The organism is Marivirga tractuosa, assembly GCF_042140215.1.
GTDB lineage: Bacteria > Bacteroidota > Bacteroidia > Cytophagales > Cyclobacteriaceae > Marivirga > Marivirga tractuosa_A.
In genome coordinates, this window is record NZ_CP159478.1 from 1,679,340 (window position 1) to 1,695,111 (window position 15,772).

A 15,772-nucleotide genomic window follows, 5' to 3' on the forward strand; every position below is an offset into this window, starting at 1 on the left:
TTATGCCAAGGCTTAAACATCTATCAATTTTATTATTCTTTCTTTTAGTCTGTTCAGTTTTTGATAGTTTGGCTCAGAAGAGGAAAAAACCAAGCACTCCTGCTTCTCAGGCTCAAGAATTCTTGAATACACAATGGTGGTTAGGAATAAGAGGAGGTACTAATTTTAGTCAGACTACCTTAATAAAAAGCTATTCTGGTTTAAACCCTATTAATTATAGCAATGAAAATTTAGAAAAGGAATATGAAAACTTTGTAAGTCCTGCTTTCCATATTGGGTTAGATGTCACTTTCTATCATAAAGGATTTTCCATTTTGAGTTTCCCTACCTTTTTCAGAAACAACATAAACTATAGCAGTGAATTAAGTTGGTCTGGCGAAACAGAAAGAGACCAATATGAAACAAATTATGATGTGCAGCAAAGCATTACCTTTCTAGAATTGCCTGTAGCGGTTAAATATGATATAATTGGAGATAAAATAAGACCTTTTGTAATGGCAGGAGCTTTTTACTCCATTGCTTTTGATGCAAATAAAGAGGTTCAAATTTTTGAGACAGATTATGCTTCTGGTCAGCCAGTTGAATTTGAAAGAGCTAATATTAAGCTTAATAATAAAGAGGAGATTAAAAATAATTGGGGAGTACTTGGAGGAGTGGGCGTTAGCTTCGATTTCTGGAATATTCGCAGCATATTTGATGTGCAATACAGACACAGCTTTCAATCTATCGTTAATAGTGAAACACGATTCAATGAAAATACTTTTTCATCTTTCGGAGAGGTTCAAGATGATTACAGTCTCCAAAATTACAGTGCATCTTTAAGTTTTGTTTTCCCACTCCGATTTATTGACAGCCAGTTTAAAGCATTATGAAAAATAGTCTAATATTTTTTCTGTCCATTATCTCAATATTCACTTTTTCATGTGATAATGAGGAATTAGAACCGCAGCAACAATCATTTTTAAAAATTTATGATGATGCTAATTATAATGCTTCCTACAATCCGGTTGGTCTTCAGTTCAATGCAAATAATTATTACATTTTATCAGAAAGAAGACTTTCTTCAAGTGATTTCTCTGGCATTAACCTAGTAGTCACTGATTCTCTTGGAGATTTTGTGAGCGAGCAGCAATTAGAAGAAGCATTTGTTGCACCTACAAAATCATTATTAAAAGTAGGGAACTCATTATATTTTTTCTGTATGGATAGGAATTCTTTACGGCCATATTTAGCAGTTATATCTGAAGATGGATCTTTGAATACTATCGCATTAAATACTACTGCTTCCTATCCGCTTGCAGCAAATGTAACAGCAAACAATAATTTATTGCTACTCTCTTATGATCCTGACGGACTCAACTCGATTATAACTGAAGTAAGTAGGGAAGGTGGTATTTTACAACAAGCACGATATTCCATAGGGCCTGGAAGCGATGTTCAAGATGCTATCGTTAATCATTTTACAAAAAGAAGTGCACGACTGCCATTTTTCTGCGGGCAAGCAGCTGGTAATCGCTATTATTTCAACGGGTTTTATAATTATACCTTATCCATGGTATTTACAAATTTTGGCGATGAACCGACAGGTGTTTTGCAAGGACAAGGTACTGATGCGGGTTTGAAAGCAGCACACACCACTGCTTCTGGAGATTTCGCATTTGTCGGCTATCAGTTTTCCGACCATTTTATGAATGCTAAAACAACCTTACCCATAAATAATATAAGTTCCTCCGTAAATTTATTTGACAGGAATATACCTGAAATTACAGAAAGAGCTATTTGTAGAATTATTCCTTTTAATGGTATTAATAGGGAATTGGTTGTTATAGCCTCAGAAACAGAAGGCAGGCAAGTGGTTTTGTATTTCTATGATGTGAACTCTGGCCAGTTAGAAGCAACTTACTATTTGGGTACTTTGAATCCATTTACACTTTCAAGTGTTATAGAATTAGAAGATGGTGGAATCGCCATTACTGGAACTACATTTTTGGCAGGTAGATTTGAAAGAATTTATTTACAGAAAATTACCAAAGAGCAATTACTAGAAATTTTATAAGTTGTTTTTAAAAAATTTGAGCAATTTGCGAGTTCGCTATCAACTCATTTAGATTGAAATTATTTAAATACAAATCAAAGAATTCAGTTAATGATAAGGCCTTTGGAAAGATTAAAACCGAAACTTTTCTCTTTAGCTGGATATCAGAATTTTTCCTAAAAGCTCATAAATCCGAATCATCACATGTTATTACAGATGAAGTTTGTAACGATCTGGATTTTGACGAGTTATTCATGTTTTTGGATCGAACCAATTCCAAAATTGGTCAACAATATCTCTACAATCAATTAAGAGTATTTGATAATGATACTAAAATTGATAAAGAGGAAGAAAAGTGGATTCAGAAGATTGCGGAGGATGATCAATTAAGATTAGTTTTGGAAGCACAATTATCAAAACTGAAGCAAACAGAAGCATTCTATATTGCTAAGTTGTTTCAGGATAAGCCTATCGAAGCTCCTAAGTGGTATAGACTTCTTCCTTTTCTCTCCATTTTGTCATTAATTTCTACTATTAGCCTTTCATTCAGTACTGCCATGGTTTATGTAGTCCCTGTTTTGATTATTATTAATATGGTAATTCACTATAGGAATAAAAATAATCTTGCCCATTATATTTCATCCTTACCAGAATTGGTAAAACTCCAAACCGTAGCTAAACATCTAAGTGGACATGATTCTGATATTTTCAAAGATGAAAAATTGGAAAAGTCCATATCTGCAATTGATAAGGTGAAGAAGCACTTCTATTTATTTCAAATGGAAAATAAATTACAAGGTGATATGACAAGCTTATCGTGGAGTATCCTCGAAATAATTAAAATCATTTTGGTTTTAGAACCTATCATATTCTTCAAGGCATTGAATCGAATAAAAAATAATCAGAAGCAGATCAGTATTTTATTCAATTCTATAGGAAGAATAGATATGCTATATTCTATTAGTTCATTGCGCCTGGGTTTAGAGAATTATAGCCTACCTGTTTTTTTAAATCCGGAAGAAGGGATTAAAGCAAAAGGAATTTATCATCCATTAATAGAAAATTGTGTACTCAATGATATTGATACTTCCAGTAAATCTATTTTGTTGACAGGCTCAAACATGTCTGGTAAAACCACTTTTATCAGAACAATTGGGGTTAATGTTATTACCTCCACGGCACTGAATACTGCTTTTGCAGAGGCATTTCAATTACCTAAAGTGCGATTGATGTCTGCTATCAGAATAAGTGATGACCTGATGAATGAAAAGAGCTATTATTTTGAGGAGGTATCTACTATAAAAAAAATGATTACTAGTTCTGAAAGTAAGCACTACCATCTATTTCTTCTAGATGAGATATTTAAAGGCACTAATACGATAGAGAGAATTTCAGCAGGCAAAGCGGTATTATCTTATTTAGCAAAGCATAATAATTTGGTTTTTGTATCTACGCATGATATTGAACTTGCTGATTTATTGAAGGAAGAATTTGATCTTTATCATTTTAGTGAGATTATAAAAGATGAGAAAGTAGATTTTGATTACAAACTAAAGGAGGGGAAGCTTAAAACCCGAAATGCCATTAGAATTTTGGATATAAATGAATATCCAAAAACTATCATACAGGAAGCCGAAAAAACTGCAGAGAGATTAGATTTAAATAGTGGTCAATCCTAAATTAGAATCGAACTCAGGTTATTATTTATTTTTTCTCAATTGTTTTAGCGCTACTTCAATATCTTTCGGATAAGGTGCCTCTACTGAGATTACTTTTCCCTTTAAATCGGTTAAACTTATGTTTACTGCGTGAAGAGCAAATCTTTTTATAATAGGCTGCTCTACTTTTTCTTTCCCTTTAACAAAATTTCTTTTAAAGGAAGATAAATATAAGGGCTGCCCGCCATAGGTTTCATCACCAGTTATAGATGCATTTAAAGAAGCTAAATGAACTCGGATTTGATGCATTCTACCTGTCTCTGGTTTGCAGGCAACCAATGAATGCTTTTTAAAGGTTTCTAAAGTATTAAAAAAAGTTTTGGCATTTTTCCCCTGTCTATGTGAGATTTTAACATAACCTGAGGCGGTGGTATGCAAAGGTAAATTCACTTCCTCTTCCTTAAATTGATGCAGCCCATCTACTATTGCAGTATAGATTTTTTCCACTTGCCGGTGCTCAAACTGCATGGATGCATTTCTATAAGCCTCAGGATTTTTTGCGACTAATAAAACACCCGAAGTTTCTTTATCAAGCCTGTGGCATATTTGGTAATCATCGTTGTATTTTTTCACTAATGACAATATGGTCACGGGATCATTTCTGTCTGCTAATGTAGAAACAAAAGGAGGCTTATTAATGAAAATGTAATCCTCTGATTCTTCTATAATCAGCGGGTTTAGTGATTTATAATACATTCTAAAATTTAAATTAATCTATTCTGATTCTTCCTCATCAGCTATTGGTACATAAGGTTCTGGCACTTTCTTCACAGGAAGCTTAAAGCTGAATAGAGAGCCTTTTCCTACAGTACTTGTTACTGAAACGGATGAGCCATGCGCCTCTATAATATGCTTTACAATTGCTAAACCTAAACCTGTGCCACCTCTTTCTTTCGACCTACTTTTGTCAATTCGGTAAAATCTTTCAAATATCCTTTTGATATGTTCAGGTGAAATTCCAGCACCATGGTCTTGTATAGCTATGGTAACATCCTTTTCAGTTATTTCAAAACCGACCACAATTTCGGTATTTTCATCGGAATATTTAATGGCATTGGATATCAAATTTACAATTACTTGATAAATACGCTGATAATCGGCAATTACGTTGATTGGACCCTCATAAGATTTATCAAATTGAAGGTTCATATTCTTTTTATCTGTTTTTCCTTCAAATTGCTCAAAAACATCTTCAACCAAAGCCAATAGATCAATTTCTTCAAAGTGCATGGTGATTTCACCCGCTTCAATATGGGAGAGGGTTAATAAATCATTAACTAACATTTCCAATCCATCTAAGCTTTTGGCTGCTTTTTTCAAGAATTTACCTCTTACTTTTTTATCTTTAACAGCACCATCTATAAGCGTATAAACAAAGCCTTGGGCTGCAAAAATAGGTGTTTTTAATTCGTGAGATACGTCTGCTAAAAACTCTCTACGGTAAGTCGCCATTCTTTTTAGCTCATCAATTTCTTGTTGCTTATTGGCGGCATAACTAAAAATCTCCTGATTGATTTTCCTTAAGGGATTGAATGATTGTTGATTTTCTATATCATTTACAAATGAATAATCTTTTTCTCCAAGCTTATTGAAAACTTCATAGAGTTTATTGATTTCCTTGAAAAACAGGAATTCCAATACGATGCTTATTAATAAATAAGAAGAAGATGAGGATAAAATGAAAGTTAGGACTAAGGCCGTGGTTCCAACGCCTTCCAACAAACTTAGGAAGGCAGTTGTAACTATGGCAATTGATAGCGCTAATAAAACAGAAACTCCTCTGGAATTAAAAAGCATAGTTTTTATTATTCCATATCAAATTTATAACCAACTCCTTTAACAGTGGAAATATAGCCATCTCCTACCTTTTCTCTTACTTTTCGAACATGAACATCTACAGTTCTGGCTAAAACATATACGTCAGAACCCCATATATTTTGCAATAAATCATCTCTATTGAAGACTTTATTTGGGTTTTGGGCTAGAAAATATAATAGCTCAAATTCCTTTTTCGGTAAAGATACTTGTTTGCCATCTACAGTTACCGTGTAACTAGTTCTGTCAATCATTAAGCCACCAATAGTAATTTTATTGCTGTCTTTCTGTTTTTTAACATCACGCCTAAAATATGCATTAATTCTGCTCATTAATGCGCGGGGCTTTATGGGTTTGGTGATATAATCATCTGCTCCATTCTCAAAGGCGGCAACTTCGGAATATTCCTCAGAACGAGCCGTTAAGAAAATAATAAATGCATTAGCTGATTCCGGATTTTCCCTTAGCTGGCGGCATGTTTCCACTCCATCTTGATTGGGCATCATGATGTCAAGCAAGATTAATTGAGGTTGAAATTTTTGAGCTTTTTCAACTGCCGTTTTTCCATCTTGAGCTGTTTTTACCTCATAACCTTCTTTAGTAAGGTTATATTCCAATAGCTCTAAAATGTCTGATTCATCATCAACGACAAGCACTTTGTGGCTTTGCTTGTTTCCCATGTTTTTTTGTGTTTTGTTTTAGGCTAAATTCGATAAAAATATTTATAAATTAAGCGATTAAAATGGTAATAACAATTTCTTAATATGTAATTAAACTTAAGGATACATGCACTATAAAGAATTGAAGTTCTTTTGATAAAATTCCAACATTTTTAAAATATCTCCATCAAATTGCTCTTTTAACTTTTGTTTAAGTAGTTGCTGATGGCCAGAATAGCGTTTATATGCCAGTAAATACGCATTATTTACCTCAATTTCGCTTTTCAGGAATTCGATATACTTTGGGTTTTTGAATTTTTGCGCCCTTAATTCTGCTTTAAATTTTTCTATGAAGTAATATTTTTGATTTTCTTTTTCAGTAGTACTAAAACCTTCTATTTCCTGGTAGAGACTGTCAAATCTGGGTATATAATTTCTGATAAATTGATTGAGGGCATGTTTATCTTCAAGATGAGTTGAATAATCTTCATAATCTTGATTAAATTCATCAGGATTTTTTTCAAAGAACATTTTAGTGAATTCTTGTCCGAAAAAAGAAGCTAAATTTTCATTGAAATCTACACTATCTCTTATGAAGATTTCATCATGCGTTAATTCATGAAAAATCAATTCAGCTAATCTACCATTGCTGTATTGCAATACATTGCTTAATAGCGGATCATTAAGCCAACCTAAAGTGGACCATGCGCTAGCTGTTCTTAATCGGACATCAAATCCCTTGTCTTTCAGTTCTTGTTCGAGTTTTAAGGCTTCTTTTTGAATAAAAAATCCTTTATAACTGACTTTTCCCAAAACGGGAAATTTCCATTCATAATTTTCGAGTTGGTAAGGATAGGCAGCTGTTACCACCCACATTAGCTCTTTGCCTTCTTGATCAAACATTTTTTGATATTGGTCTTCGGAGGAGAATCCTATTTCGGATTTAGCAAATGCTTTGACTTGTTTTACCAGTTCGATTTTAGCTTTCAAAGAGTCTGGAAAAGATGCTTTATTCAAATAGAAATCTAAGGGTTCAGCATTATATATAATGGAAAACTGACCTTTAGCTTGCTGCCAGCCATATCGGATTAAATCCCATTTCAATACAATGAAAATGCTTAATACAGTTAAACCTAGTAATACTATTTTGCGAAATACAGACTTCAATTATTTTTTTTTATTGGAATAGTTTTAAAAATATTAAAATAAATAGCGTGAGAAAATTCGAATAATTGATTTTTGAAATCCCAGTAAGGTTCGAATCTTAATAAAAGGGTGGAGGATTCGCCTATATGAAATTCATTCATCACTCTTAGAATTAATAATTGTCTTTCGTCTTCAAAAAATCTTGAATTAGGGTCAGTGCTGTAGGATTGATATAATCTTCCGCCTTTATAAGAATAAAAATGATCTCCATGCCAGTAACTTAGCATAAAATCCCCGATTTTTGTTTCTAAAGTCCCATTAAGATAATAGGCATGTCCCTCGGTGTATGGTAAACGATATTCAAAACTGTCATCAATAAAGTGTAAAAAATACCCTTCCCATTTATGCCCTTTTATAAAGCCTGAATTATACTTTTTTTGATAAGAAGCTCCAATTGCATTATTGAATCTAGTAACTAAAGGTAAACCTCTTACGGTATCTATTTGTCCGGCTCGATGATAGCCTCTAAACTGATAATGAAGGCTAGTTGTATTTCCATTTTTTTTAATTATATCATATTGACTTACCAAGCCACCTGATACTTCCTCTTTAAAAGGAGAATTCTGATAGATCATTTTCTCCCAATTGATCCAAGCATCAAAAAATATTCTTTCAGTATTGTATAAATACTGAATGCCATTTTCAGGAGCATCCACTAATAACCTTTCAAAATCTTCCAATGGTTCAAGCATACGGTGATGAATGGAGCCATTGTAATTTCCAAAAATCAATTGACTGTTATTCCAATCATATAATATGCTGAAATAAGGGATGGAGTAGGTTAGGTTATTGTTTCCAAAATCTTTCTGCAAGAAAATACCTGCTTGTATATTAACTTGTTCGTGAAGTTGGTATCCAATACTTGGAATAAATCTGGTTCCAAACAAAGTATAGCCTTTTACGATTTTATTGAAATACTCATTATTTTTATTAAAAGATAAAGCTCTAATAGAAAAGCTAAATGGATCTTCTAAAGTACTGTCTTTTTCAATCCTTTGTTCGAATCCAGTATTGTCTAACTGAGCTATCAAATGATTAGCACAAATGACTAAAATAAGGATTGAAACAATAATAAATTTGAATTGCATAAAATTTAGTTATAAAGCAAGGCTAAGCATTTGGCAATTGTCTCTTTTCCTGCTAAATTCGATGCAGCAATTTACAAATAAGCCCTATACAAAATATTAAAGATGAGCGAAAAAAGCGAAAAATTAAAAGCATTACAACTAACAATTGATAAACTGGACAAAACTTACGGGAAAGGTTCCGTAATGAAGTTGAGTGACGAGAAAGTTGTGGATGTTCCATCCATTCATACTGGTTCTTTGGGATTGGATATTGCCCTGGGTATCGGAGGTATTCCGAGAGGTAGAGTAATTGAAGTTTACGGTCCAGAATCATCAGGTAAGACCACCTTGGCCATGCACTGTATAGCGGAAGCTCAAAAAGCAGGAGGAATGGCAGCTATTATTGATGCTGAACATGCTTTTGATAAAGCTTATGCGGAAAAATTAGGGATTGATACTGAGAATTTATTGATTTCTCAACCTGATAGTGGTGAGCAGGCTTTAGAAATAGCTGAACATCTGATTCGCTCAGGAGCATTGGATATAGTGGTAATCGATTCTGTAGCGGCTTTGGTTCCTAAAGGGGAATTGGAAGGTGAAATGGGAGATAGCAAAATGGGGCTTCAAGCTAGGTTAATGTCTCAAGCTTTAAGAAAGTTAACGGGTGCAATTAGTAAAACAGGTTGTTCTTGTATTTTCATCAACCAGTTGAGGGAGAAAATCGGGGTAATGTTCGGTAATCCTGAAACAACTACAGGTGGTAATGCATTGAAATTTTATGCATCTGTTCGATTGGATATCAGAAGAATCGGAAGCATTAAAGAAGGACCTGATAATATTACAGGTAACCGAGTGAAGGTTAAAGTGGTGAAAAATAAAATGGCTCCTCCTTTCAAAGTAGTCGAGTTTGACATTATGTACGGAGAAGGAATTTCTAAAGTAGGTGAGATTATTGATTTAGGCGTAGAACTGGAAGTGATTAAGAAAGCTGGTTCATGGTTCTCATATATGGATAATAAATTAGGCCAAGGAAGGGATTCAGTTAAGTCTTTAATTTTGGATAATCCAGAACTGATGGAGGAATTGGAAACTAAAATTAGAGCAAAAATTAATGGAGAGGATTTAGAGGGAAAGCCTGAAAAAGCTAAGAAATAAGTCTAATTATTATTTAAATAAGGTGTTAAAAGCAGCTAGGGAAACTTAGCTGCTTTTTTTGTATCCACCTACATATAAAATTCACTAAAGCTTAACACAAACTATTAATCTTAAGACTGATTTTCACGTAGATTTATGTGTAGATGAGTCCAGAGCTATTAAAAAATAAAAACCATTACAAAAATGTGCTGTCTATCATGGATAGCTCTGAATGGTTGCTGTTTATTACTACATTCATTCGCAGGAAAAACCTTATCACTAAAATTTATTGGACCTACCTATTAATTGGTTTAATCGGAGTTTTCTATATTTTTTTTAATTATGAATTAGTTAGTATAGAATCTAGGTTTTGGATTGTAGGAATAACAGGTGGATTATTACTTTCATTATTAGTTACACCTGTTTTACATGAGTTAATTCATGCAGTAGTTTTCAAAATATTTGGAGCGAAAAGTATAAAATTCAAATGGAATTGGAGCCTTTTTAGGTTTAATGTACAAGCTAATGATTTCGTTTTAAGTAAAAATAAGTTTTATTTTATCTGCGCAATTACATTTTCTATTTTTTCAGTACTTCCATTTGTTTTAGCTTTTTATACTGATGGAATATTGCTTTTCACCTTACTTTCCCTTTCTTTTTTTCATGCATTGTATGCCATGAAGGATTTAGCGGTTTGCAGTTATTTATTTAAGTTTCCAAACTGCTATATTTATAGTTCAGAAGAGAACAAGACAATTTTTTATAAATCAATACCCTAATATTGGTTTTATAAAACCTCCAGCTTCTCTTAGCGTTTCTGAATTAAATTCTTTAATCTAATATTATGAAAACTGTATTTAAATTAAGCTTGGTGCTAATTGCTGTGTTAGTGATAAGTTGTGAATCAAAAGAGAAAGAAGTTGAGAAATTAAAGTCTGAAACTATAGAAGTTCATGATGAGGTAATGCCGAAAATGGATACTATCATGAAATTGAAGAAGTCTTTGAAGGCAAATCAAGATTCTACTGAAGATGTTAAGAATGAAGAGATTCAGGAATTAATTAATGCGCTGGAGGAATCAGATAAAGCTATGATGAATTGGATGCGAAATTATGATCCTAGAATGGAAGGGATGTCAGATGACGAGAAAATTGTCTATCTAAAAGATCAAAAATCGTCAATAGAGAAAGTAAGTCAACAAATGAAAAGTAGTATTTCTGAAGCTGAAGATTATCTGAATCAATAATATTACGGACAGTTGGAGAGAGACTCTTCAACTGTCTCTAATTCAATCATGCCTTTTTCATTTCCCCAACTGTTATAAATATAAGTTGAAATCTCAGCTATTTCTAAATTGCTTAATCTATCCAGTGCTGGCATAGCTTGATTATAAGTTTTGCCATTTACTTTAATTTCTCCTTTTAAGCCGTTTTTAATAGCACATATACTTCTAGGAATATTTTCCAGCATATAATCTGATTTAGCCAAAGGAGGGAATAGTTTTCCTAAACCAGCTCCATTTTCCTGATGGCAGTTGCTACAATGCGTAGTGTAAAGTTGTTTGCCTTGTATCATATATTTGGCATACTTCTGTAATTTCTCGTTGGAATAGTTTTCAGTAGCTGAATTTTTAAATTCCTCATATCGGCCACATGAAAAAAGTACCGTACTTAAAATTACTATTGAAAAGAATGCTGATTTACTCTTCATAAGTAGCCAGTAATAATTCGATATCTGTTATTAATTTATCAACTTCTTCAGAGCGTGTTCCATCATAAACCCCTCTGATTTTTCTGTCTTTATCCACCAAAACAAAAGCACCACTATGAAGATAACCGCCTTCTTCATTTTCATCTTCCATGGCTGTTACCATATAACCTTTCTGCCCTAATTCATAGATGGCTTCTTTTTCACCTGTTACAAAATTCCATTTTGGAGCTTCCACATCTAGTTTTTCGGCAAAATCTTTCAATAAAGCAACAGTATCATATTCAGGATCGATGGTATGAGAAATAATGCCAACCTCATCATTATCCTTATATGCCTCATATACTCTCAACATCTCTTTTTTCATAGTAGGACAAATGGTAGGGCAGGAGGTAAAAAAGAAATCGGCCACATATACTTTTCCTTCAAAGGTTTCAGGAGTTACCCAATTGCTGTCCTGATTCACTAATTTATAATCAGGGATTGTATGGTCAACCGTGTCGGTAACAGTTTCGCCATTTACTACCTTTTCTACATATTGTTTTCTCCCTAATACAGGAAATTCCGCTTTTTTATTTTTTTGGTTTTCTAATCCACAAGCCACTAGTGTTAAACTTGCCAATGTGAAAAGAAGGATTGATTTATGTAAATTCATATTTTTTATTTTTCTGATTTATTATTTCTTATTGCTTTGTATATTTTGATGGCAATCATTAAGACCACCCCAAAAGCTATAAAACCAACTGTACCCCAAATCCAATTAAGTTCATTTTTAAGAACTATTAAAAATACAACGGCAACCAGAAAAAGAGTTGCTACTTCATTCCAAATCCTTAACTGTGTTGAGCTATATTTGATTTCCCCTTTTTGCAGTTTTTTATAAATATAGTGGCAAGAAAAATGATAAAGATATAGGAAAAACACAAAGGTCAATTTTATGTGCATAAAAGGCTGTTGCAGCCAAAAGGGTTGCAAAACTAGCAAAGTGGTAGCTAAAATTAAAGTAATGATAGCTGATGGCCAGGTAATCACATTCCACAACAACCTTGACATTTTACTCAGTTGGGCATGAAGTATCCCTTTTTCAGGCTCCGGTTTTTGGAGTGCCTCTGTTTGGTAAATAAAAAGCCTAACGATATAAAATAATCCAGCAAACCATGTAACTACAAAAATGATATGCAAAGATTTAATATATAAATACATATTTTTTAATTAGGATATCAATTTTTTGAACTAGGAATATTTTATCCTGCTGCAAAAGTAATGATTATGAACTTATTTTTGTTTAGTTCCGTAAAGTATAAAATTAGATTTAGTAACAATTATTACAATCCCTAACTCCAACAAGTAATATGGCAGATTCTACTCAACTATGGTATTTCGAAAATGTTGATTTGTTTAACATCCTTTGCCCACATAAAATTGATGGCATTGAAGATGAACATCCTATGACTAAGTTCAAAAAGGAGGAATTTGTTTATTTTCCTGAAGATGCCTCGAATTATATTTACATGATTGCAGAGGGAAGAATAAAAATTGGCTCTTATTTGGAAGATGGAAAGGAATCCGTGAAGGCAATTTTAAGCAAAGGTGAGATTTTTGGTGAATTGGCCTTGACAGGAGAAGAAAAAAGACAGGATTTTGCACAAGCCATGGACAGTGGAACTATTGTTTGTCCTATGACTTTGGATGATATGAAAAATTTGATGGCCAATAATCAGCCATTGAGTTTTAAGATGATGAAATTGATTGGCTTACGCTTACGCAAAACTGAAAGAAGATTAGAATCTCTGGTTTTTAAGGATGCCAGAACCAGAATAATCGAATTTCTGAGAGATGAAGCTCAGGTTCACGGTAAAAAAGTGGGCTATGAAACCATGATTCCCAGTCATTTGACGCATAAAGATATAGCGGCTTTAACAGGTACTTCAAGACAAACGGTTACCACTATCTTAAATGAATTAAGAGATAAAAATGTCATCAATTTCGATAGAAGGAAAATCTTAATTCGGGATATGGAATTATTGGCATAAAAAAAGGAAGCACTTTTCAGGCTTCCTTCTTTAGTTTAGTTTTGGTTATTTTTTTCAGTTTGTAAAACCATTTCTAATTAAGAAATCTTCATACGCTTTTTCAAAAACCGGAACATTTGGAGCTTTTTGAATAGCTTGTTCGTAAGCGGTTAAAGCATCTAATAATAAGTCATTGTCTTCATAGAAAGCAGCCATTACTAATTTATCCATTGCTGATTCTTCTTCAATTTCACTTTTCAGTTGTTCCAATGTTTCTTTAATTTCAGCAGTTTCTTCCTCAGGCTTGATGGTGATGGCGTAATCATCAGATTTTAAATCTTCGCCTTTCACTTGAACTTTTACTTTTATAAAGTCTTGTCCTTTAAATGGCTCTTTACTTCTATCCAATAGGTAAGAAGTTTTGTCCACAGTCTCTGTCGCAATAGTTTCGTCAAATAAATTACTGAAAGTCAATTCATAATTTAATTCTTCAATTTCACCCTCTTGCTTCGGCTCATTCCATCTTAATATTACTTCATCATTTATGATTTCACTTGAGCTTAAAGCCATAATTTTGATTGATGCACCACTTGCTAATGCTCTATCAACGGCTCCTGTTGCACCCATACTTTTTCTGTAATCTCCACTGCCTTCATCATCACTCATCTTGTTCATTACAAAATCAGCGTATTTGCTGGCCACACTAGTGTTTTTGCTTTTCAAATTAGCTGCTAGGCCTGATACAGTATGAGAACCAGGTGTTTTTACTTCAAGTGTTTTACCAGAATTATGCATTAAGCCTAAATAAGCTTCTTCTGATAATTTTAATTCATCTCCTGAGTTTAAAGACTGACCTGTTTTCAGCTTAGTCCAATCAGCACCTTCTATTTTCACTGAATTGTCGCCTTTATTGGCCAGTACCTTAAATACATAACTTTGGGCATTAGCTGCGTAATTACCCAGCCATAATGCTACGACTAAAATTTTAATTAAAGATTTCATGTTAATTGATTTAATTGATTTCTACTTTGTCTTTTCTTCTTTTATTTACACTAAATAGTTCTTTTCGTCCTTCTTTAGTAAACATATTCTTCACTACTCCATTATAAACTTCTAAGGAGTCACCGACTACTGCTACAACTCCCATCGCGAGAGTTAATTCTAGGTTGATATTGTATAAATGAAAACTATATACAATTGCTAAAAGTATAAAAAGTAATTCTATTAACTGTACAACTTTGGTTATACCATCGTACCAATTTTTTAATGCGTAATATACCCACATAAAAGCGACCACATTTATATAGCAAAGCAATACAGCTATTATAATCTGGTAAATTTCATCAAGTTTGTAGACATAGTCTTCATCCAATATCATGGAAATAATATTGGCATGAATTACTGCACCATACATATCTGGTTTTCCCCTACCGGCATATTTTTCATTAAGTGGTGTGTAATACTTATCTTCAATATTGTAAGGGTCACCAAAATACTCACCTAGCATCCCAAATATCACTATTTTGCCCTCTATTAATTCAGGGACAAAATTTTCATTGAATACATCTGGAATATCCAGTGCAAAAAAGGTAGGGGCGAAATTAGTTTCACTACCCATCGCATTTCCTTTATAATTGATGTATTCTATATGGTTATCACGTTCTAAAAACCTTTTTACTTTATCGGGTGCTAAATATTGAGCCAATTTTACTGCAAAAAATAAATGCGTGCTGTCTTTATCATATAAAAGTTCCTTAGGAACAAATGAGCGGCAAGTTTTCACATCCTCTTGGCCTACTCCTTCAGCAGTTATTAAATTTGCAAAACCAAAATCTTCCGCATGTACTCTGAACTTTTCGGCAGATAATTTTAAAGAATCTACAATGTTTTCATCATTCCACTTTTCTAATTTGGTGGCCATTACTAAATTATCTACCTCACTTAATGCATTTACTAATGCAGTGTCTTGAGCTTCTCCTTTAGAAAATGGAAAAAATGTATCTAAGCCTATCACTTTAGGATTGTACTTATTAATAATCCTGATTTGCTCAGCAATCATTTTTCTAGGTAATCGACCAATATTTACAACCACAACATTATCATCTGCTGGAGGGTCTTCTCGTAGGGTTGAATATACTATATCGTTGAATTCTACATCTTCTAAAGCTTCTCCTACAGGATCAATTGCATCAAAAACATTTATTAAAGAGAATAGTCCGAAGATCACAACAAATATAAAGGCTGTTGCCAAAATTGAATCTATCCATATGTTTTTGAATATACTTCCTTTCATCCTATATCAAAATAGTTAAATTTTTTATCCGAATAGTAAAATTATAATAATTAATTGAATTTAACAATTATATACAAAAAAATTATATTTTGGCGTTTTTGCATCTTAACTTTTGGATTTAAATTA

At 33.0% G+C, this 15,772-nt stretch carries 17 protein-coding genes; 7 read left to right on the forward strand and 10 right to left on the reverse strand.

The genetic code is table 11. The features are described from left to right. Nucleotides 1–2 precede the first annotated feature (2 nt). Genes ABWH96_RS07690 through ABWH96_RS07700 form a run of 3 tightly spaced genes read left to right on the forward strand, consistent with a single transcriptional unit; the run spans nt 3 to nt 3,714 of the window. Nucleotides 3–872 carry a hypothetical protein gene (locus tag ABWH96_RS07690; protein WP_375580887.1) on the forward strand — a complete coding sequence of 290 codons (870 nt, stop codon included), beginning with the start codon at nt 3–5 and terminating at the stop codon, nt 870–872. Further along, complete coding sequence (locus ABWH96_RS07695) at nt 869–2,056, forward strand: hypothetical protein (protein WP_375580888.1); 1,188 nt, start codon at nt 869–871, stop codon at nt 2,054–2,056. The genes ABWH96_RS07690 and ABWH96_RS07695 overlap by 4 nt, the downstream gene beginning before the upstream one ends. Nucleotides 2,057–2,109: 53 nt before the next feature. Next, the gene (locus ABWH96_RS07700; protein WP_375580889.1) at nt 2,110–3,714 is read left to right on the forward strand and encodes a DNA mismatch repair protein MutS; all 1,605 of its coding nucleotides are present in this window, start codon (nt 2,110–2,112) and stop codon (nt 3,712–3,714) included. A gap of 21 nt (nt 3,715–3,735) precedes the next feature. Here ABWH96_RS07700 and ABWH96_RS07705 read toward each other — a convergent pair whose 3' ends face one another. The 5 genes from ABWH96_RS07705 to ABWH96_RS07725 form a co-directional block, all read right to left on the reverse strand. Then, complete coding sequence (locus ABWH96_RS07705; protein WP_375580890.1) at nt 3,736–4,449, reverse strand: RluA family pseudouridine synthase; 714 nt, start codon at nt 4,447–4,449, stop codon at nt 3,736–3,738. Between the two features lie 18 nt (nt 4,450–4,467). Then, nucleotides 4,468–5,550, reverse strand: a complete 1,083-nt coding sequence (locus ABWH96_RS07710; protein ID WP_375580891.1) for a sensor histidine kinase — start codon at nt 5,548–5,550, stop codon at nt 4,468–4,470. An 8-nt stretch (nt 5,551–5,558) separates the two neighbouring features. Continuing rightward, complete coding sequence (locus ABWH96_RS07715; protein ID WP_375580892.1) at nt 5,559–6,248, reverse strand: response regulator transcription factor; 690 nt, start codon at nt 6,246–6,248, stop codon at nt 5,559–5,561. 111 nt (nt 6,249–6,359) lie between these two features. Continuing rightward, on the reverse strand, nt 6,360–7,394 hold the full coding sequence (locus ABWH96_RS07720; protein ID WP_375580893.1) for an aminopeptidase: 1,035 nt from the start codon (nt 7,392–7,394) through the stop codon (nt 6,360–6,362). After that, nucleotides 7,391–8,521: a hypothetical protein gene (locus tag ABWH96_RS07725; protein WP_375580894.1), complete on the reverse strand. Its 1,131-nt coding sequence runs from the start codon at nt 8,519–8,521 to the stop codon at nt 7,391–7,393. The genes ABWH96_RS07720 and ABWH96_RS07725 overlap by 4 nt, the downstream gene beginning before the upstream one ends. Before the next feature lie 102 nt (nt 8,522–8,623). On the opposite strand from ABWH96_RS07725, the gene recA reads away from it, so the two are divergent. The 3 genes from recA to ABWH96_RS07740 all read left to right on the forward strand — a co-directional run bounded on the left by recA (nt 8,624) and on the right by ABWH96_RS07740 (nt 10,880). After that, nucleotides 8,624–9,655 (forward strand): recombinase RecA, encoded by a 1,032-nt coding sequence (gene recA / locus ABWH96_RS07730; RefSeq protein ID WP_375580895.1) that lies wholly within the window; start codon nt 8,624–8,626, stop codon nt 9,653–9,655. Nucleotides 9,656–9,798: 143 nt separating this feature from the next. After that, nucleotides 9,799–10,413, forward strand: coding sequence for a DUF3267 domain-containing protein (locus ABWH96_RS07735; RefSeq protein WP_375580896.1), 615 nt, complete (start codon nt 9,799–9,801; stop codon nt 10,411–10,413). 65 nt (nt 10,414–10,478) lie between these two features. Then, the gene (locus tag ABWH96_RS07740; RefSeq protein ID WP_375580897.1) at nt 10,479–10,880 is read left to right on the forward strand and encodes a hypothetical protein; all 402 of its coding nucleotides are present in this window, start codon (nt 10,479–10,481) and stop codon (nt 10,878–10,880) included. Between the two features lie 2 nt (nt 10,881–10,882). Here ABWH96_RS07740 and ABWH96_RS07745 read toward each other — a convergent pair whose 3' ends face one another. Genes ABWH96_RS07745 through ABWH96_RS07755 form a run of 3 tightly spaced genes read right to left on the reverse strand, consistent with a single transcriptional unit; the run spans nt 10,883 to nt 12,544 of the window. Then, the gene (locus tag ABWH96_RS07745) at nt 10,883–11,344 is read right to left on the reverse strand and encodes a c-type cytochrome (RefSeq protein ID WP_375580898.1); all 462 of its coding nucleotides are present in this window, start codon (nt 11,342–11,344) and stop codon (nt 10,883–10,885) included. Further along, on the reverse strand, nt 11,334–11,996 hold the full coding sequence (locus ABWH96_RS07750; RefSeq protein WP_375580899.1) for an SCO family protein: 663 nt from the start codon (nt 11,994–11,996) through the stop codon (nt 11,334–11,336). Before ABWH96_RS07750 ends, ABWH96_RS07745 begins: the two co-directional genes overlap by 11 nt. 5 nt (nt 11,997–12,001) lie before the next feature. Further along, nucleotides 12,002–12,544: a CopD family protein gene (locus tag ABWH96_RS07755; RefSeq protein WP_375580900.1), complete on the reverse strand. Its 543-nt coding sequence runs from the start codon at nt 12,542–12,544 to the stop codon at nt 12,002–12,004. A gap of 149 nt (nt 12,545–12,693) precedes the next feature. Here ABWH96_RS07755 and ABWH96_RS07760 point away from each other — a divergent pair, with 149 nt between their 5' ends. Then, on the forward strand, nt 12,694–13,374 hold the full coding sequence (locus ABWH96_RS07760) for a Crp/Fnr family transcriptional regulator (protein WP_375580901.1): 681 nt from the start codon (nt 12,694–12,696) through the stop codon (nt 13,372–13,374). Nucleotides 13,375–13,428: 54 nt separating this feature from the next. Here ABWH96_RS07760 and ABWH96_RS07765 read toward each other — a convergent pair whose 3' ends face one another. Then, nucleotides 13,429–14,355, reverse strand: a complete 927-nt coding sequence (locus ABWH96_RS07765; protein WP_375580902.1) for a hypothetical protein — start codon at nt 14,353–14,355, stop codon at nt 13,429–13,431. A gap of 10 nt (nt 14,356–14,365) precedes the next feature. Then, the gene (locus ABWH96_RS07770; protein WP_375580903.1) at nt 14,366–15,646 is read right to left on the reverse strand and encodes a CHASE2 domain-containing protein; all 1,281 of its coding nucleotides are present in this window, start codon (nt 15,644–15,646) and stop codon (nt 14,366–14,368) included. Nucleotides 15,647–15,772: the final 126 nt, after the last annotated feature.